The organism is Eoetvoesiella sp. (assembly GCF_035555955.1).
Classification (GTDB): Bacteria; Pseudomonadota; Gammaproteobacteria; order Burkholderiales; family Burkholderiaceae_B; genus Eoetvoesia.
Genome location: NZ_DATMGA010000012.1, coordinates 1 through 17,494 on the forward strand (window position 1 = coordinate 1; position 17,494 = coordinate 17,494).

General features: G+C 61.9%; 17 protein-coding genes and 1 tRNA gene. 9 read left to right on the forward strand and 9 right to left on the reverse strand.

The features are described from left to right. Window positions 1–363: enoyl-CoA hydratase-related protein (locus tag VNT00_RS02670; RefSeq protein WP_325584248.1), on the reverse strand; the 363-nt coding region annotated here is incomplete at its 3' end. Window positions 364–391: 28 nt separating this feature from the next. Here VNT00_RS02670 and VNT00_RS02675 point away from each other — a divergent pair. Next, a complete protein-coding gene (locus tag VNT00_RS02675; protein ID WP_325584250.1) occupies window positions 392–2,164 on the forward strand; it encodes a M61 family metallopeptidase in 1,773 nt (590 codons plus the stop codon). On the opposite strand, the gene VNT00_RS02680 is transcribed toward VNT00_RS02675, so the two are convergent. From VNT00_RS02680 to VNT00_RS02690, 3 genes are all read right to left on the reverse strand, one after another. Further along, the gene (locus tag VNT00_RS02680; protein WP_325584252.1) at window positions 2,068–3,138 is read right to left on the reverse strand and encodes an AraC family transcriptional regulator; all 1,071 of its coding nucleotides are present in this window, start codon (window positions 3,136–3,138) and stop codon (window positions 2,068–2,070) included. The genes VNT00_RS02675 and VNT00_RS02680 overlap by 97 nt on opposite strands. Window positions 3,139–3,301: 163 nt before the next feature. Next, a complete protein-coding gene (locus VNT00_RS02685) occupies window positions 3,302–4,462 on the reverse strand; it encodes a cupin domain-containing protein (RefSeq protein ID WP_325584254.1) in 1,161 nt (386 codons plus the stop codon). A 114-nt stretch (window positions 4,463–4,576) separates the two neighbouring features. Then, window positions 4,577–5,527 (reverse strand): NAD(P)/FAD-dependent oxidoreductase, encoded by a 951-nt coding sequence (locus tag VNT00_RS02690; protein WP_325584256.1) that lies wholly within the window; start codon window positions 5,525–5,527, stop codon window positions 4,577–4,579. A 175-nt stretch (window positions 5,528–5,702) separates the two neighbouring features. On the opposite strand from VNT00_RS02690, the gene folB reads away from it, so the two are divergent. The 3 genes from folB (at window position 5,703) to VNT00_RS02705 (ending at window position 9,647) form a co-directional block, all read left to right on the forward strand. Continuing rightward, the gene (gene folB / locus VNT00_RS02695) at window positions 5,703–6,062 is read left to right on the forward strand and encodes a dihydroneopterin aldolase (protein WP_325584258.1); all 360 of its coding nucleotides are present in this window, start codon (window positions 5,703–5,705) and stop codon (window positions 6,060–6,062) included. 40 nt (window positions 6,063–6,102) lie between these two features. Beyond that, the gene (ttcA, locus tag VNT00_RS02700; protein ID WP_414650871.1) at window positions 6,103–7,155 is read left to right on the forward strand and encodes a tRNA 2-thiocytidine(32) synthetase TtcA; all 1,053 of its coding nucleotides are present in this window, start codon (window positions 6,103–6,105) and stop codon (window positions 7,153–7,155) included. 155 nt (window positions 7,156–7,310) lie between these two features. Beyond that, window positions 7,311–9,647, forward strand: coding sequence for a mechanosensitive ion channel domain-containing protein (locus VNT00_RS02705; RefSeq protein ID WP_325584260.1), 2,337 nt, complete (start codon window positions 7,311–7,313; stop codon window positions 9,645–9,647). Between the two features lie 2 nt (window positions 9,648–9,649). Here the strand turns inward: VNT00_RS02705 and VNT00_RS02710 are convergent, their stop codons facing one another. The 5 genes from VNT00_RS02710 to hemA form a co-directional block, all read right to left on the reverse strand. Next, window positions 9,650–10,234, reverse strand: coding sequence for a UbiX family flavin prenyltransferase (locus VNT00_RS02710; protein WP_325584262.1), 585 nt, complete (start codon window positions 10,232–10,234; stop codon window positions 9,650–9,652). Between the two features lie 90 nt (window positions 10,235–10,324). After that, window positions 10,325–10,651: a Grx4 family monothiol glutaredoxin gene (gene grxD / locus VNT00_RS02715; protein ID WP_325584264.1), complete on the reverse strand. Its 327-nt coding sequence runs from the start codon at window positions 10,649–10,651 to the stop codon at window positions 10,325–10,327. A 34-nt stretch (window positions 10,652–10,685) separates the two neighbouring features. Then, on the reverse strand, window positions 10,686–11,504 hold the full coding sequence (gene prmC, locus VNT00_RS02720) for a peptide chain release factor N(5)-glutamine methyltransferase (protein WP_325584266.1): 819 nt from the start codon (window positions 11,502–11,504) through the stop codon (window positions 10,686–10,688). A 6-nt stretch (window positions 11,505–11,510) separates the two neighbouring features. Continuing rightward, window positions 11,511–12,590: a peptide chain release factor 1 gene (gene prfA / locus VNT00_RS02725; protein ID WP_325584268.1), complete on the reverse strand. Its 1,080-nt coding sequence runs from the start codon at window positions 12,588–12,590 to the stop codon at window positions 11,511–11,513. Between the two features lie 89 nt (window positions 12,591–12,679). Next, window positions 12,680–13,954 carry a glutamyl-tRNA reductase gene (gene hemA, locus VNT00_RS02730; protein ID WP_325584270.1) on the reverse strand — a complete coding sequence of 425 codons (1,275 nt, stop codon included), beginning with the start codon at window positions 13,952–13,954 and terminating at the stop codon, window positions 12,680–12,682. Between the two features lie 267 nt (window positions 13,955–14,221). Between hemA and VNT00_RS02735 the strand changes: the two genes are divergently transcribed. The 5 genes from VNT00_RS02735 (at window position 14,222) to VNT00_RS02755 (ending at window position 17,074) form a co-directional block, all read left to right on the forward strand. Next, window positions 14,222–14,297, forward strand: a tRNA-Phe gene (locus VNT00_RS02735). A gap of 244 nt (window positions 14,298–14,541) precedes the next feature. Then, on the forward strand, window positions 14,542–15,573 hold the full coding sequence (locus VNT00_RS02740) for a tyrosine-type recombinase/integrase (protein ID WP_325584272.1): 1,032 nt from the start codon (window positions 14,542–14,544) through the stop codon (window positions 15,571–15,573). Further along, window positions 15,570–16,448, forward strand: a complete 879-nt coding sequence (locus VNT00_RS02745) for a hypothetical protein (protein ID WP_325584274.1) — start codon at window positions 15,570–15,572, stop codon at window positions 16,446–16,448. Before VNT00_RS02740 ends, VNT00_RS02745 begins: the two co-directional genes overlap by 4 nt. A 72-nt stretch (window positions 16,449–16,520) precedes the next feature. Further along, a complete protein-coding gene (locus VNT00_RS02750) occupies window positions 16,521–16,793 on the forward strand; it encodes a CopG family ribbon-helix-helix protein (protein ID WP_325584276.1) in 273 nt (90 codons plus the stop codon). Then, the gene (locus VNT00_RS02755; RefSeq protein WP_491700827.1) at window positions 16,781–17,074 is read left to right on the forward strand and encodes a type II toxin-antitoxin system RelE/ParE family toxin; all 294 of its coding nucleotides are present in this window, start codon (window positions 16,781–16,783) and stop codon (window positions 17,072–17,074) included. Before VNT00_RS02750 ends, VNT00_RS02755 begins: the two co-directional genes overlap by 13 nt. Window positions 17,075–17,494 lie beyond the last annotated feature (420 nt).

A 17,494-nucleotide genomic window follows, 5' to 3' on the forward strand; every position in this document is an offset into this window, starting at 1 on the left:
GATGATGAAGTCGCACAGCATGGCCAGCTCGCAGCCGCCGCCCAGCGCGTAGCCCGACACCGCAGCAATGATGGGCTTGCGGATGCGCCGCAGCGCTTCCCAATCGTGCCCCAGGTAGTCCTGGTTGAACACGTCGGTATACGACCAGTTGCGCATGGCGTCGATATCGGCCCCTGCCGCAAAGGCCTTTTCGCTGCCGGTCAGCACCACGGCCCCGATCCCGGGATCGGCGTCGAACGTGCGCAGGGCCGCGGCCAGCTCTGCCACCACGTCGTTGTTCAGCGCGTTCAGGGCCTTGGGGCGATCCAGCACCAGCAACCCGACGCGACCGCGAGTTTCAATTTTCACCAATGCTGCGCTCATGTTGACTCCTTGCAGGTAATATTGAGGAATGAATAAAGAACCGTTACTTTACCGCCTAACGCCGTCCGACCCCGCCGGCCATCAGTTCTCGGTGCAACTCATCATTCGCCGGCCCAATCCGAAAGGCCAGGAGTTCACGCTGCCCGCCTGGATTCCCGGCAGCTACCTCATCCGCGATTTTTCGCGGCAGATCACCAGCATAAGCGCCCGCAGCGGCAAAAAGCCGGTGCCCGTGCGCAAGACCGGCAACCACAGCTGGCGCTGCGCGCCTTGCGCAGGACCGCTTACCCTCGAATACACCGTCTACGCCTGGGATCTTTCCGTGCGCGGCGCCCACTTCGACCAGACCCACGCCTTTTTCAACGGCGCCAGCGTGTTTCTTGGCGCAACCGGACACGAGCACGAACCCTGCTACGTGGAATTGCTCGCTCCGCCGCACGCCCGCAACTGGAAGGTCTACACTAGCCTGCCCGAAGCGGCCGGCCATAGCCTGGCCGCGCGCCGCCACGGCTTCGGCATGTACCGGGCGCCCGACTACGACGCGCTGCTCGACCACCCGGTCGAAATGGGCACTCCGCAGTGCGTCCGCTTCAAGGCGCACGGGGCGGAACACGAAATGGTGTTCACGGGCCTGGCGCCCAATATCGACCTCAAGCGCATCGCCGCCGACGCGCAAAAAATCTGCGCCGCCCAGATTGCGCTGTTCGAGCCCGCCAGCAAGCGTGCGCCCTTCCTGGATTCGTCCGACCGCTACGTCTTCATGACCATGGTCACGGCCGACGGCTACGGCGGGCTGGAACACCGCGCCTCCACCGCACTGATGGCGGCACGCACCGATTTGCCCACCCTCGGCCAGGACAACCCGGGCGATAGCTACCAGACTTTCCTGGGGCTGGTCAGCCACGAATACTTCCATACCTGGAACGTCAAGCGCATCAAGCCGGCGGCCTTTGCGCCCTACGACCTGAGCCGCGAGAACCACACCCGCCTGCTGTGGGTATTCGAAGGCTTCACCTCGTATTACGACGACCTGATGCTGCTGCGCTCGGGCGCCATCGACCAGGCCAGCTACCTGCGCCTGCTGGGCAAAGCCATCAGCGGCGTGCTGCGCACGCCGGGCCGCCACAAGCAGTCGATCGCGGAAAGCTCGTTCGATGCCTGGACCCGCTATTACAAGCAGGACGAGAACTCGCCCAACGCCCTGGTCAGCTACTACACCAAGGGTTCCCTTGCCGCGCTGGGTCTGGACATGACCATCCGGCGCGAATCGGGGGGCAGCCGCTCGCTGGACGATGTCATGCGCCTGCTGTGGGACAGATACGGCCGCGATTTCTACCAGGGCTCGGGCAAGGGCGTGCCCGAAAACTCCATCGCCAGGCTCGTTCGCGAAGCCACCGGCGTCGATGTCTCGGACTTCATTGCCCGCTATGTCGATGGGCGCGAAGACATTCCGCTGCAATCCTTGTTGCGGCAGCAAGGCATCAGGCTCGAATTGAAGGCCGCGTCGCCAACGCCGACGCTCGACGTCCGCATCCGCCCGGCACACGGAGAAACCGTGCTGGCCACGGTTTTCGAAGGCGGGGCGGCGCACCGCGCGGGCCTGTCGGCGGGCGACATACTGGTGGCAATCAACGGCCTGCGCGTCACCGAGACCGGCCCCGACCGCCTTTTACAAGCCTACCAGCCCGGCGACACGGTAACGGTTCACGTATTCCGGCGCGACGAACTGCGAGCCTTCGACGTGACTGTCTCCGAACCAGCCAGAACAGAGTGCATCCTGACGGCCGCGGCGCCGGCCTGACGCGTTTCGTTGGGGGCTTCGCCGAACCGCTTCCGGTAAGCCGCGGCAAATCGGCCCAGATGCGTATAACCCCAGCGCATCGCCACTTCGGAAACATTGCTGTCCACGGACGCGCTCAGCAGTTCCTGCCGTATCTTGTCCAGGCGCAGGTTTCGCAACAATTGCATGGGGCTGGCGCCATACTGAAGCTGGCACATACGCGACAAGCTCCTCAGGCTCGTACCGCTGTGCTCTGCGATGTCGTCCAGCGAAATGCCTTCGTGCAGGTGAGCCTCTATGAATTCTCGCGCGCGCCGCAGACGCTTGGGCACCTGGGCGCAGTCGCCGCCAAAGTAATGCTCGCGCAGAGAAATGGATTGCGCGCATAAAAGATGGCGCATCAGCGCCTCTTCGGCAACCCTGGCCTTCAACCAGCCCAAGGGCGACGGCTGCGCGGCCTGCTCGCAGAAATAGCGCATCAAGGCATTCCATTGCTCGCCGTCCCCCGAGCCCAGGTCGATCCGCCGGTTGAACTTCAGCGGCTTGCCAGGGTGGACGCCCGTCAAACTGCCGTACTCCGCATACAGGCGGCCAAGCGGCACTTTCAGGATGATCTGCGTGGCCCCGGCCTTCCAGTCAAGCCGGTGCGGCATATTCGAGGGCAAAATCACCCCCGACCCGGGGCCGGCCGTCCAACTGCCTTCATCGCATTCGATATCCACCGATCCGGACAACGGCATCTGAAGCAGCAGAAACTCTCCGGCGGGGCGCGTTTCTTCGACGGTAACCGCCTCGCCGTACTCGAGCATGCAGACACTCAGCACCCCGGCCTTGACGCCATGCAGCCGCGCAGCCAGCGTGGCGCCGCGCGGCTCCAGGATATGGTCGTTCAAGAGTTCCGCAACACGCAAACGGATCTCGTCGACATCGTCCGAGGCAAGCAGCATGTGCTGCCTGAACAGGGGCTCGGTCCATTCCGCCAGTAAGTCGGCCATTTCCAGCCTCTCGCTTCGCTGAAGAAAGCACGGTCGGCGGCGAACGCCCCCGACCTATATGCTTCAATAGTACGCCAGGCCCGGGCGCCGAACAACCGCGCGCCCCATCCCCGGACCCCGCCGGAACAGCATGCCTTCGCGCAAACGGAACGATGGACGTCGATCAGGCCGAAACAAGCTCCTGTCCGGCCTGCGCTTGAAGCAGCACCGGCTGGTGGCCGCTGTTGTCGGCCAGCATCTCTTCCCGGTAGAAACCCATGTTCTCGATGGTTGGCAGGTCATTGAAGCAGAACAGGCAGGCATCCTCGGTCTGCGAGGCATTGACGTGTTCGTGCCAGGCCCAGGAAGGCACGCAGAAGATATCGTGCTCCTGCCAGTCGAAGCGCCGGCCGTCGATGATCGAGTAGCCACGGCCCTTGGCCACCTGATACAAGAAGCTGCCGGTATGGCGATGCGCCTTGCCGACGAATCCGGGCCGCAGCAATTGCATGCTGGCGCCCATCGTGGCCATGACATGGCCGCCGGTGACCGGATTGGTGTAGTGCATCAGCATGCCATCGCAGGGGTTGTCGTCGGCAACCTTGGCATAGCGCAGCAACGCCTCGTAGGTTGGCTCCCACTGGTACTTGAACAACGGGGAGTAGGGCTGGCTCCATTTGACGTCCTGCGGCCGCAAGCCGGGCGCTCCCCATATTCCGACGGAGTCATCCACAGGATGGCCGACAGCCTGATGCAGATCGGGATGCACGCCGAAGAACCCCGCCTCCATGGCGTTTGCCAAGGGGATGTCCAGCCCGTCCTGCCAGATGCACGGCAGTCCGTCCTCCCCGACCCCGTGCTCGTGCCAGCAGCCATTGGGCGTGATCACGAAATCGTTGGCGCCCAGCGGCATCTTGTGGCCATTGACGATGGTGTAGGCGCCACGGCCCTCCATGATGAAGCGCAATGCCGAAGACGAATGCCAGTGCGCCGAGGCCGCCTCGCCCGGATGCATCACCTGCAGACCCGAATACAGCCAACCCACCGCAGCCGCCACATCCCTCCGGCCGGGATTGTCCAGGTAGATGACCCGCCGGCCCGCTTTTTCCGGCGACACCAAAGACACCGAGCGCAGCACATGCTCGCGCAGGTCGCCGTATCGCCACAACATCGGCACGGACTGCGACTTGGGCTGCCACGGCTCGATCTTGTTGGCGACAGTCCACAACGCCGCCGTGTTCAGCCGTCCCAGCTCCTCGTAGTACTCCACCAGTTCGGGCGTATCTTCGACAGACGCACGGCCTGCGACTTCCTCGCGGTAAGCATCGTAAGCAACCTTGGACATGATCAGTTCTCCTTGGGGGGACAACCCGGAATGGGTCCCGACACTTGGAAGATACCCAAGGCACATTCCCGCATCTATCCGGTTTCCGCCAGACTGCATCCGGGGATCGCCAAATCAGCCGCGCCCTCGCTCGATGCGCGCCTGAATGGCCTTGGCGGCGGTGACGCCGTCGGCCAAGGCGGTTACCACGCAAGGATGCTGGCGCTGCGTGACCTCGCCAATGGCGTAGACCCCTGGAAAGCTGGTTTGCGCCGTGGCGGCATCGGTTGCGATAAAGCCCTGTTCGCCGCGGCTCAGGTCAAGGCTGCCGGCAAAGCGTGCATTGGGCTCCCAGCCATAGAACACCAGGATCAGGTCGTAGCGCCGCCCATTGACGGCGCACGCCTGGACATCGACCTGGTACTCGCCCACATGCATTTGCGCGGCCGGGACCTGGCGCACGAATTGCTGTTGCGCACGCACGTTGCGCGCGTAAACCTGCACCAGCGAGGCGCCATGCCGCATGGCGTACAAGGCGTTTTCGAAGGCATTGTCGCCGCCCCCCAGCACCGCCACCTGCTTGCCCGTGAAGTCTTGGGCCACAATGTGCGCGCCCGGGCCGATCAGTACGGACGAGCTCGCCGTCATGCCCTTGCCTCCGGCTTGGGCCGACCCGGCTCCGGCGGCCGCCGTGTCCGCCTGCGGCAGGCCGCGCGCGGTAACGCCCGTGGCCAGTACCACGTGCGCGGCGCGCAGCGTGGCTTCGCCGCCTTCGTGCCTGGCGGTTACGATGAATTCCCGACCGGCGGGCTCGATATGAGCCACGGCATGCGACAAGAGCACCGGCACCCCGGCCTGTTCAAGGCTCAGTTCGAGATTGTCGGCGACCTGCGGGCCGGTCATGCCCGGCAGCGAGGCATTCCAGTCGTCGGGGAAGGGATGCATCCGGCACAGGCCGCCTATGCGGCTGCCGGCCTCGAGCAGGACCGGGGCATAACCCAGGCGCGCCAGCCATACGGCGCACGACACGCCGGCCGGCCCGCCTCCTATAATTACCGCATCGTAGTGTTCTGTGCTTGCCTGCATTGCGCTCCATCCAGTGCATACCCCAGGGTCTCGCGTCCTGGTGGCGTATCACCCTGCATTGTCCTGCATCGCCGCGAACGTGACAAACAAGCATGCAGGGCCCCGGCACGGCGCGCAGTTCCCGCCCGGCCGCGTAATCGCACTACAATTGCGCCACCCCGTTAAGGTCTACGCCATGTCCACACGCCGCATATTCTTTTCGCAACTCGCCCTCGATGCACGCATCGGCATTCTTGAACACGAATTGCGCGCCACCCAGCCCCTGCATATCGATGCGGAAATCGACGTCGACATCAGCCAGCCCGTGCACGACCAGAACATACAAACCGTACTGGACTATCGTCTGCTGCGCAACGCCATCGTGCAGGAATGCACCCAGGCGCACGTCAATCTGCTGGAAACGCTGATCGAGCAGGTCGTGGATCGCCTGCTGCGCGATTTCGCGGAAATCAGCCGGGTCAGGATCCGCATCAGCAAACCCAACGCCTTCTCGGATTGCGCCGCCGTCGGCATCGAGCTGCAGCGCAGCCGCTAACCTTTACTTGTAGAAACCGCGCAACCGCGGGTTTATTGCCATGCTTTCCCAGAATCCGCCCTTACCCGACGCCCCCGGCCACGAGCCGGGCGACCGCCACAGCCGCCCCGATACGCCAGCCGATGCCGGGGCCGACCGCCGCCGCGCGCACAAACAGCGTGTGGACGACAACAAGCTGGCCAAGCGCCTGATGCGCGAAACCGGGCGCGCCATCGCCGACTTCAACATGATCGAGGAAGGCGACAAGGTCATGGTATGCCTGTCGGGCGGCAAAGACTCATACAGCATGCTCGACCTGCTGCTGACGCATCAATCGCGGGCGCCGATCAAGTTCGACATCGTGGCGGTCAACCTGGACCAGAAGCAGCCCGGTTTTCCAGACCACATCCTGCCCGAATACCTGAAGAACCTGGGCGTGCCCTACCACATCGAGACCCAGGACACCTATTCCGTGGTGACGCGCGTCATCCCCGAAGGCAAGACCATGTGCTCGCTGTGCTCGCGCATGCGCCGCGGCATTTTGTACCGCGTGGCCGACGAACTGGGCGCCACCAAAATCGCGCTGGGCCACCATCGCGACGACATCCTCGCCACGTTTTTCCTGAACCTGTTCTACGGCGGGCGCATGAAAGCCATGCCGCCCAAGCTGATGTCCGACGACGGCAAGCACATCGTCATCCGGCCACTGGCCTATGTGATGGAAAAAGACCTCATCGCCTATGCCGCGCTCAAGCAGTTTCCCATCATTCCGTGCAATCTTTGCGGCTCCCAGGAAAACCTCAAGCGCAAGGAAGTCGGCCGGATGATCGCGGAATGGGACAAGAAAATGCCGGGCCGATCCTGGAACGTGTTCGGCGCGCTCTCGCGCGTCGTGCCCACCCACCTCATGGATCAAAACCTGTTCGACTTCGCGGGGCTTGCCGTGACCGGCACGCCCGATGCGCAAGGCGACATGGCCTTCGACCGCGAAGACTTCGACAATCCCGGCCTGGCCCCGGACCGCGAAAACGGCGACGATGACGGCGGACAAACCTCCGCCGAAGGCGGCCGGCCGCATAAAACCATATTCATGACGGATCTGCGTTCCCTGTAGCGGCGCGGCGAACCCCGGCCTGACAAGCCGGCATGCGGGTGTTACCCTTTTATATAAGCACGTGATCAACGTGTTGTTTGGCTGGCTTCATAACCAACAACACGCTACGTGCTTTTTTATTTGTTCACCGCCAACGATCAAAGGGAGTCCGCCGCATGCGCTTCGATACGGCCCACAACACTTTGAGCCCGTGTTTTTGCAAGGTTCTTATCGGTATTTTTTTCCTCCTGGCCGGCCTGGCCGTGCACATCCCGGGCCATGCCCAAGCCAGCCCGCCCGCGGCCGGCAACGAAACCCCCTACGCCGTGCTTGCCGACCTGCTGGAAAATCCCCAGACCCGCGACCAGCTCATCCAGGAACTGCGCACCATGGCGCCCCAGGGCGATTCCAAAGCGCAACCGCAAACCGGCGCACACCCGCCCCGCGCCGATAACGCCTCCACACAAGCAGGTTCACAAGTGGAGATTTCGGGAGACGCCGGCAAGCACATATCGCCGACGCAACGCCTGGCCCTGACGCTGCGGCACACCACCAACGACCTGTCCAGCGCCGCGGCAGCCGTCAAGTCCCTGGCACAAGGCAAGCTGCCTTTCACTGCCACAGCGCCGTCGCACGGCGACGCGCTCCGCCTCCTGGCCGCCACCGTGCTTGCCACCCTGGCGGCATATCTGGTTTTCAGGCTGGCGGCGGGCGCGGCGTTCGCCCGCCTGAACCGCTGGATACAGACCGAACAGCCCAGGGAAGGCGGACGCAGGAAACCCGGCCTGGCCCTGAGCCGAAAACTCATCGGCGTCGCGGCCGCGCTGGCCGTCGACCTTGCGGCCACATTGCTGGCGACGCTGGCGGGCTACGCTGCGGCCCTGTTCCTGGCTGGGCAGGAAAACAGCGCGACCGGACTCGCCTTCCAGTTCCTGAGCGCATTCGCCATGATAGAGGCCGTCAAGGCCTTGTCCCGGGGCGTCTTCGCCACCCGCTACGAACACCTTCGCCTGCTGCCGCTGCAGCCCGCCACGGCGCGCTACTGGAACCGCTGGCTGACGCTGCTGATCGGCCTGACGGGCTACTGCCTGCTGGCCGTCGTGCCCATCACCCAGGCCATCATGCTGCCCTCGCTCGGCCGCCTGCTGGGCCTGCTGATCATGCTGGGCGTATACATCTACGGCGTGCGCGTGGTCTGGAGCCATCGCAAAAGCGTCAAGGCCGGGCTGACCGCCTGGGCGGAAAAATCGAGCACCGCGGTGTTCGGCACGCTGATCCGCGTCCTGGCGCGGTTATGGCACGTCATTGCCATTGCCTACCTGACCGTTCTGCTGGTCGCCAGCCAGGCCGAGCAGCAGCTGGCACTGGCTTTCATGATGATCGCCACGGCGCAATCGGTCGTGGCGATCATCGCCGGCGCCCTGCTGGCCGCCGCGCTGTCGTCTTTATTGGCCCGCCGCATCGTCGTGCCCGAGTCCTGGAGCAAAGCCCTGCCTCTGCTCGAGACCCGCATCAACTCCTATGTTCCGGCCGCCCTCAAAGGGCTCAGGCTGCTGATCCTCATCCTGGTGGCGCTTGTCGTGCTGGATGCCTGGCATGCCTTCGACCTCGGGGCCTGGCTGGGTTCGGACGGCGGCCGCGCCGTGATCGCCGTCGTCCTGAAAGTAGGCGTCATCCTGGCGATTGCGGCGCTGAGCTGGACCATAATCGCCAGCCTCATCGAACATCGCCTGGGCGCGGGCGGCCTGCACCGCCGCCCCAGCGAACGCGAGAAAACCCTGCTCATGCTGTTTCGCAACGCCGCCGCCGTGGTCATCGCCACCATGACCGTGCTGGTCGTACTCTCGCAAATCGGCATCGACATCGGGCCCCTGATAGCCGGCGCCGGCGTGGCCGGACTGGCCATAGGATTCGGCGCGCAAAAGCTGGTGCAGGACGTCATTACCGGCGTGTTCATCCAGCTTGAAAACGGCATGAACCAGAACGACATCGTCGAGGTCTGCGGCCTGTTCGGCACGGTGGAAAAAATCACCATCCGCTCGGTCGTCATCCGCACGCTGGACGGCGGCTACCACCTGATTCCGTTCTCCAGCATCGACAAAGTCAGCAACCACACCCGCGACTACGGCTACCACTACGGCGAGTACAACGTCGCCCACCGCGAGAACGTGGACCAGGCGATTGCCCAGATGGAAATGGCTTTCAAGGACTTGATGCAGGATCCGGAGCTTGCCCCCGAAGTGCTGGAAGATATTTCCATACCCGGCGTGACCGCCCTGAACGAGCATGGCTTCAGGATACGCGTGCTTATCAAGACGACACCCGGCAACCAGTGGGCGGTCCAGCGCGGCTACAACAAGCTGCTGAAGCAGCGCTTCGATGCCGCCGGCATCGAGGTGCCCTACCCCCATACGGTCTTGCACTTTGGGCGCGACAAGGACGGCTATGCTGCGCCGGTGGACGTGCGGGCCGTCGATTCCCTGCAGGAGCTCGCCAGGCCGGAGGCCGGCTAGCGCTATTGCGCGCCGTGGCCCACGCCTTCCCAGTGCGGCCCGGGAACCGCGATATCGAATAATTCGAGAACCCTGGCCACCGTGTGATCGACCATTTCGTCGATGGTGGCGGGGTGATGGTAAAACGCCGGCAGCGGCGGGAAGATGATGCCGCCCATTTCCGTTACCGCCGTCATATTGCGCAAATGCGCGAGGTTGAAAGGCGTTTCTCGCACCATCATGACCAGGCGCCGGCGCTCTTTGAGCGTGACGTCGGCCGCCCGGGTAAGCAGGTTGTCGGAAAACCCGTGCGCCACCGCGGCCAAGGTTCGCATGGAACACGGCGCGATGATCATGCCCGTGGTGGCGAAGCCGCCGCTGGCCAGGGTAGCCCCGACATCGCGAAAGCTGTAAACCTTGTCGGCCAGCGCGTGCACCTCCTGGCGCGTCATGCCCAGCTCGTACTTGATGTTCAGCACGCCCGAGGGCGAAACGACCAGATGCGACTCGACATCGGGCACACCCTGCAAGGCCCGCAGCATGCGCACCGCATAGGTGGCGCCCGTGGCGCCCGTAATGCCGACCACGAGCCGGCGCTTGCCGCTCATGGCAAGGCCCTGGCTATGCAAACGGGACAGGAATGCCTGGCGGCACCCTGCCCCGCTACGTTGGGAGCCCCCCCGCCGGCCCGCTGCGCATTACTCAAGCGCGCCGGCCTCTTTCAGAACGGTAAGCAGCTCGCCGCTTTCATGCATTTCGGCAATGATGTCGGAGCCGCCGAGGAACTCGCCCGACACGTACAACTGGGGAATGGTGGGCCAATTGGCGTATTCCTTGACGCCCTGGCGCACTTCCTCGTCTTCGAGCACGTTGACGGTTACCAGCTTGGTCACGCCCGACGCCTTCAGAATCTGGATGGCCCGGCCGGAAAAACCGCATTGCGGAAACTGGGCCGTACCCTTCATGAACAGCACGACGGGGTGGCTGGTAACGGTTTCCTTAATAAAATCTTGAACTTCGCTCATGGTGCTCTCGTTTCCTGGACAATAATCAACCACATTATAAAGACCCGCCGGTAATCCGCTCGATACCGGCCAGGTCGCTTGAACTGCCTACCTGCCTAAAGCCGGTGCTTTGCAACAAACTGCGCACGGCGGGCGCCTGATCCCAGCCGTGTTCCATCCATAATACGCCACCTGGCCTCAGCCTTGAAGTGGCGCCGCGCGTGATAATTTCAAGGGCGCCAAGGCCGTCGCCGCCATCGGTAAGCGCCCCTCTGGGCTCGAAGCGCAAATCGCCCTGTTCCAGATGCGGATCGCTTGCGGCGATATAGGGCGGATTGGAGACAATCACATCGAACCGGGGCTGACCGGCAATGGGCTCGTACCAATTGCCGCACAGGAACTCGACCTCGGCCCCCAGATTGCGGGCATTGTCCGCCGCCACGGCAAGCGCCTGAACACTGACATCGGTGGCCACGACCCGGGCCCTCGGGCAGGCCAGCGCAATGGAAATCGCCACGGCGCCGCTGCCCGTGCCCAGGTCCAGCACCCGGGGCGCGTCCAGGCCCGGCTTGTCCAGATGCCGCAGCGCCGTTTCCACCAGCAATTCGGTTTCGGGGCGCGGTATCAGCACGCCGGGTCCGACCTTGAACTCGTGGCCCATGAACTCGCGCTGGCCCACCAGGTAGGCCATGGGCTCGCCCCGCAGGCGCCGCCCGGCCAGGCGCTGGAACCGCGCTACCGCCTGCGGATCCAGCGGATCCGTATCGTGGGCGATCAGCCACGAGCGCGGCACGCGCAACACATGCTGCAGCAGCATCTGCGTTTCCAGCCTGGGCAATTGGCTGCCCGCCAGCACGCCGCGCACCGTCTCCATGCAGGCCTATTCCTCGCCCATGGCCGCCAGCTGCTCGGCCTGGTGTTCGGCCAGCAGCGCCTTGGTCAACTCGTCCAGGTCGCCGTCCATGATGGACTGCAACTTATACAGCGTCAGGTTGATGCGATGGTCCGTCACCCGCCCTTGCGGATAGTTGTAGGTGCGGATGCGCTCGGAACGATCGCCCGACCCCACCAGGCTCTTGCGCTGCGCGGCCTCCTTGCTGTGCTGCTCCTGCTGCTGCTTGTCCTTGAGGCGCGCGGCCAGCACCTGCATGGCCTTGTCCTTGTTGCGGTGCTGGGACCGGTCGTCCTGGCACTCCACCACCAGCCCGGTGGGCAAGTGGGTGATGCGCACCGCCGAGTCGGTCTTGTTGATGTGCTGCCCGCCCGCGCCGCTGGCGCGGAAGGTGTCGATGCGCAGATCCGAGGGATTGATGACGATGTCGCTCAGTTCATCGGCCTCGGGCAGGATGGCCACCGTGCACGCCGAGGTATGGATGCGCCCCTGTGTTTCGGTGGCCGGCACGCGCTGCACGCGATGCGCCCCCGATTCGAACTTCAGGCTGCCGTACACGTCGTCGCCGCCAATGCGCGCAATCACTTCCTTGTAGCCGCCAATCTCCGACTCGCTGGCCGACATCAGCTCGACACGCCAGCCACGTGTTTCCGCATAGCGGCTGTACATGCGCAACAGGTCGCCGGCAAACAGCGCGCTCTCGTCGCCGCCCGTGCCCGCGCGGATTTCCAGGAACACGCTGCGGCCATCGTCCGGATCGCGCGGCAGCAACAGCACCTGCAATTCCGCCGCCAGGGTTTCCAGCTTTTCCTTGCCCAGCTTGAACTCTTCCTCGGCCATGGCCTTCAGCTCGGGATCGCCCATCATTTCCTGGGCCGCCTCGATGTCGCCCTCGGCGGCGACATAGGCCGCGAATGCGTTGACCACCGGCTCCAGCTCGGCCCGCTCGCGCGACAGCTTGCGGAAGCGATCCATATCCGCGGCGATCTCGGGTTCGGCCAGCATGGCATCGATTTCAACCAAGCGGTGAGCCAGATGCTCCAACCGGTTGCGCATGGAATTTTTCATAAATGAGGAGGGGAGATAAAGCTGAATGGATCAGGGTGGATCAGCCTGTGCGAAGCGCACAGGCAACGGCGCGGAGAAGGAAAGCGCCGCTAACGGCGACGGTCGACCGTGGGCAGCAGACGCGGCAGCATGGCGATGAGCTGATCGCGCTCGGCTTCCTGGCTGCGGTTCAACGCGGCCAGCGGGCCGTGCATGTATTTTTGTGTAAGGCCATGGGCCAGCGCCTCGAGCACGGCTTCAGCCGATTCGCCCCTGGCCAGCAAGCGGCGGGCTTTTTCAAGCTCGGCCTGCCGCACCCTGTCGGCGGCCTGATGGATTTCGACGATGGTGGGCACGATTTCGCGGTTCTGCAGCCAGTGCATGAAATTCTGCACCCGCGTCTCGATAATGGCCTCGGCCTGCACGACCGCGGCGCGGCGCGCATCGGTGCCGCTTTGCACCATGCGGCCCAAGTCATCGACCGAATACAGGTAAACGTCGTCCAACCTTCCGACCTCGGTTTCAATATCGCGCGGCACGGCCAGATCGACCATGACCATGGGACGGTGCCGGCGCGAACGCGTAGCCCTTTCCACCATCCCCAGTCCGAGGATGGGCAGGGAGCTTGCCGTACAGGACACGACGACGTCGAAGTCGGCCAGCTTTTCGGGAAGCTCGGACAAGCGCATGGTTTGCGCGGTAAAGCGCGAGGCCAGCAGATCGGCGCGCTCCAGCGTGCGGTTGGCCACCATCATGCGCTTGGGCTGCAAGGCGGCGAAGTGCGTGGCGCACAGCTCGATCATTTCGCCCGCGCCGATGAACAGGATATTGGTTTGCGACAGATCGCCGAACACCCGTTCGGCCAGGCGCACCGCCGCGGCCGCCATCGACACCGAATGCGCGCCTATGGCCGTTTGCGAACGGACTTCCTTGGCCACCGAAAACGTGCGCTGAAACAATTGATGCAGTAGCGTGCCCAAAGCCCCGGCCTCGTCGGCGGCGCGCACGGCGTCTTTCATCTGGCCCAGGATTTGCGGCTCGCCCAGCACCATGGAATCCAGCCCGCTGGCCACCCGGAATGCATGGCGCACGGCTTCGTTCTGCTGGTACTGATACAGGTGCGGCTTGAGGCTGCCCGATTCCAGCCGGTTGAAGTCGGCCATCCACACGGGAAGCTGCTCGCGCACGTGCGGCTCGGCCGCACAGTAGATTTCGGTGCGATTACAGGTGGAAAGAATGGCGGCTTCCTTTACCGAAGCCCCGAACGCCGAACGCAAGCCGTCCAGCGCGGGCCGCAGCACGTCGATCGGAAACGTCACGCGTTCCCGCACCGACACCGGAGCGGAAACATGATTCAGGCCAAAAGTTAGGACGTCGACAGACATGGAATAGCGAAAAGCCGTCAGGAAATACCCGTAGATAGGCATAGATTATAAACGCGCGCACGAAAATCGGTGTAACGCGACCGGCAAGACCGAGATTCCCTTGATAAAAGGCAAAAACCCTTGTGGATTGAATACTTATGATTCTCAATAAAGGGAGATTCAGCCCTTGGGAAAGCCCCCTTCTTGCTATGATCCGGCTCCCGCAGAGGGAACCCGGCTTTCTGCACGCACCTTAAATTTCGTGTATGATTCTGCCTTTCACGTTGTGGCCTGGTAGCTCAGTCGGTAGAGCAGAGGATTGAAAATCCTTGTGTCGGTGGTTCGATTCCGCCCCAGGCCACCACGCATTTCCTTTCTGATTTTCATTGCAACGCACCGAGACTCAGAAAAACCAAGAAGATCAAAGACCTCCGCATCATTCGCATCGCGGTAGATCTCAAATGGTCGCAGTGGGGCTCACATTTGGCACCCCCCAGGCTATTACCCAAAATATCGTTGGGTAATAACTTCGGAATCAGGGAATAACAAATGTTGAGCATCAAGCAAATTGACGAATTTTCCCATCAAGGGCGCGAAACGCCTTTCAATTGATCGCAGTCGGTAAAGATCCTAGAAGCGAAAAGCTGGAAAAGCGCGAAGCAGCGCGCCTGCGGGATCTTGCTAGCTTCGAGCAAATCGCTCGCGACTGGCACAAACATGCCACCGCCACACATGAATGGACTGCTGGTTACAGCCATCGTGTTCTTCGCATGATGGAGCTTCATGCATTTCCCCGCCTGGGAAAGCTGCCCATCGGGCTCATCACGACCGCAGATGTATTGGAGACACTCCAGGCGGTTTCGTCCTCCGGCACCCGTGAAACGGCAATACGGCTGCGTGAGTCAATTCAACGGACGTACCGCCATGCTGTCACTCGCACCGTACTACTGCCCACTGAAAACTTCATGGCGAAAGGTGTCGCTGACTTTACGTTGCCAGCTCCCCGCGTCAAGCACATGGCGGCAATCCTCGACCCGAAAAAACTCGGTCAGCTACTCCGCGACCTGGACGCCTATCGCGGCAGCGCAATTACCAAGGCCGCACTACAACTCATGCCGCTGATTTTTCAGCGGCCAGGCCAGGTTCGACAAATGCTATGGGAACAACTTGATCTGCCTGCAGCCCTCTGGCGTTGCCCTGGCATTCAAATGAAGCAGACTAAAGCCCGACGAGCCCTAGGCGGCGGAACGGATCACATCGTCCCGCTGCCATACCAAGCGGTCGATATTCTGAAGAACCTCCAGGGCATTACCGGCCCCAGCGGGCCAGTTTTCAGAAGCATCAGCCGACGGTCGGAGAAAAGTCGCTTCATGTCCGACAACACCGTTAATGCTGCCATCCGAAGCCTCGGATACAGCACACAGGACGAGATCACCGGCCACGGCTTCCGTGCGACAGCTCGAACGCTGATTCGCGAACGTCTTGGTTTTGATGTTGAGGTCATTGAGCGTCATCTCGCCCATGAGTCCAAGGAGGAGCTTGGAAGCGCTTATGACCGGGCACAATTTGCAGAGCAGCGGCGACAGATGGTACAGATACATCATGAGACCGACTGCTCGGTTGCTTCGCATTGTTCGTGACTATCCTTATCCCCACCACCCGCTACAATATTCGTATTTTCAGTACTCCAGATCAGACGAGCATGCTTCAAACCGAACTCCCTCGTGGTCGAGGACGCCCTAAAGCACATCATGTAGATCAGCTTCGGACACGGACATGGTTCTTTGGTGTCCTGCATGTATCTGGACTGCCCTCCGCCTATGCAATTGAAATGCGGCTGGACGGAGATTTAGTACGTAAGCGAGATGTCGATGTAGCACGTCCTCGGAAGTGGGATGGCTACAAAAAAGGGAAAAAGGTTCCTTACGACAAACCTGGCCCTAGAAATTCAATCACGCAAGCAGAAGCGGTATTTCCCGGCACGGCGCGATGGTTCCGTAGCCCGCTATGGTCTGTGTTGCGGGGCGATGAATTCAATCAAATTCAGATCGAGGAAGCACTACGCAGCCTCGACCCTGTAGTCGTGTCGCTTTTGTTTGAAAATGAGCCAAGTCAATATGAAGACCAGCCGAGGCTGGCACCTTTTGACCATGGAAGCAGACGCCTTCTGACTACGATTGCCGATAAAAGCCCATCCGCTGCCGCCCGCTTCGATGCGCTGGTTGCCATGGTTTTATTAGCCAAACTTTCCGAGGCCATTTCTTCGCCGGAGTTAAGGGAGCTGATCGCACAAACATTTGCCGAGATACAAGAGCCGCTGAGAAAAAGTCCCGTTTTGTCAGAGGTTTATCCAGAATTATTCCCTCTGATACGTTTTCATTGCAGGAATTGGATCCATGTCGCCACCACACAACGGATGGAGGTATCGTTTGCCATTGAAGGGGAAGCCTTGAAACCTAATGAGGCTTTTAGCGAGCTACACGCCATGCTTGTCAACTGGGTCGAGAACCCTTAATCCCTGGGGGTAGACTACAACTCACGAACAAGCTAATATCACTAGGTATTACCAAGTGATAAAAGGCCCATTATGGCAACATCTCTCAAGATCGACGACGGCCTGAAAGGCCGTGTCCAGCATCTGGCTGGCCAGCGCCGCCGCTCACCGCACTGGATCATGCTCGAAGCCATTCGGCAGTACGTCGAGCGCGAGGAAGCGCGAGAGAACTTCAAGCAGGAAGCCTTGGCGTCCTGGGCTGCTTACAAGGAAACAGGCCGCCACCTGACCGGCCAGGAAGTTCGTACTTGGCTGAACACCTGGGGAACCGATGAGGAAATTGCGGTGCCAGAGTGCCACAAGTAATCGTCACCGAAGGCGCGTCAGCAGGCTTGGAGCGGTGTCGTCTGTTCCTGCAAGCCAAGGCACCAGAAGCCGCCAGACGAGCCGGTCAGGCTATTGAAAGGCAATTCCTGCTGCTGGAAACAGCTCCCGACATTGGCCGACCCTTTCCGGAAATGCCGGAGTTGCGTGAACTGGTTATTGCGTTTGGTGATTCGGGCTATGTCGCCTTGTACCATCATGAACTGGCCGACGACGCGGTGTACATCCTGGCCTTCCGACACCAGAAAGAGGCAGGCTATTGAAACGGGGTTGTCCGAGCAAACAGTCCCCGAAAAGGACTCATTATGCTCTTGTGCCCGCTCTTTCCCTTTGCCCGGTTCCCCTCGCTGCCAGGTTCGGATGCCACGCACAGCTATCCCAAAGATGCTCATACTGACCTGTCGGGATCTCGCGCGTGTTGTTATCTTTTAATTCTTGTTCCAGTTCTAGTGCCGTGACTTCGGCATCAGCGACACGTAACCAACGCGTTTCGGGCCCGCATCCCAAATCACTCCCCAGCTATTGACCACGGTCGCAAGAGCCGCATAAAATCAGGCCAGCCGGGGAGTTTTTCGAGTGAGCCCCAGGCCACCACATACACTGAACCCAACCCTTGCCGGTTGGGTTTTTTGTTGCCTGGAAGAAACAAGGGCTCTTCCCATGTATGGGAGATCTGGAATACC

Coding starts and splice junctions, on each gene's coding strand:
- VNT00_RS02675 (WP_325584250.1), top strand. CDS start 392: ATGAATAAAGAACCGTTACTTTACCGCCTAACGCCGTCCGACCCCGCC.
- VNT00_RS02680 (WP_325584252.1), bottom strand. CDS start 3,138: ATGGCCGACTTACTGGCGGAATGGACCGAGCCCCTGTTCAGGCAGCAC.
- VNT00_RS02685 (WP_325584254.1), bottom strand. CDS start 4,462: ATGTCCAAGGTTGCTTACGATGCTTACCGCGAGGAAGTCGCAGGCCGT.
- VNT00_RS02690 (WP_325584256.1), bottom strand. CDS start 5,527: ATGCAGGCAAGCACAGAACACTACGATGCGGTAATTATAGGAGGCGGG.
- folB (WP_325584258.1), top strand. CDS start 5,703: ATGTCCACACGCCGCATATTCTTTTCGCAACTCGCCCTCGATGCACGC.
- ttcA (WP_414650871.1), top strand. CDS start 6,103: ATGCTTTCCCAGAATCCGCCCTTACCCGACGCCCCCGGCCACGAGCCG.
- VNT00_RS02705 (WP_325584260.1), top strand. CDS start 7,311: ATGCGCTTCGATACGGCCCACAACACTTTGAGCCCGTGTTTTTGCAAG.
- VNT00_RS02710 (WP_325584262.1), bottom strand. CDS start 10,234: ATGAGCGGCAAGCGCCGGCTCGTGGTCGGCATTACGGGCGCCACGGGC.
- grxD (WP_325584264.1), bottom strand. CDS start 10,651: ATGAGCGAAGTTCAAGATTTTATTAAGGAAACCGTTACCAGCCACCCC.
- prmC (WP_325584266.1), bottom strand. CDS start 11,504: ATGGAGACGGTGCGCGGCGTGCTGGCGGGCAGCCAATTGCCCAGGCTG.
- prfA (WP_325584268.1), bottom strand. CDS start 12,590: ATGAAAAATTCCATGCGCAACCGGTTGGAGCATCTGGCTCACCGCTTG.
- hemA (WP_325584270.1), bottom strand. CDS start 13,954: ATGTCTGTCGACGTCCTAACTTTTGGCCTGAATCATGTTTCCGCTCCG.
- VNT00_RS02750 (WP_325584276.1), top strand. CDS start 16,521: ATGGCAACATCTCTCAAGATCGACGACGGCCTGAAAGGCCGTGTCCAG.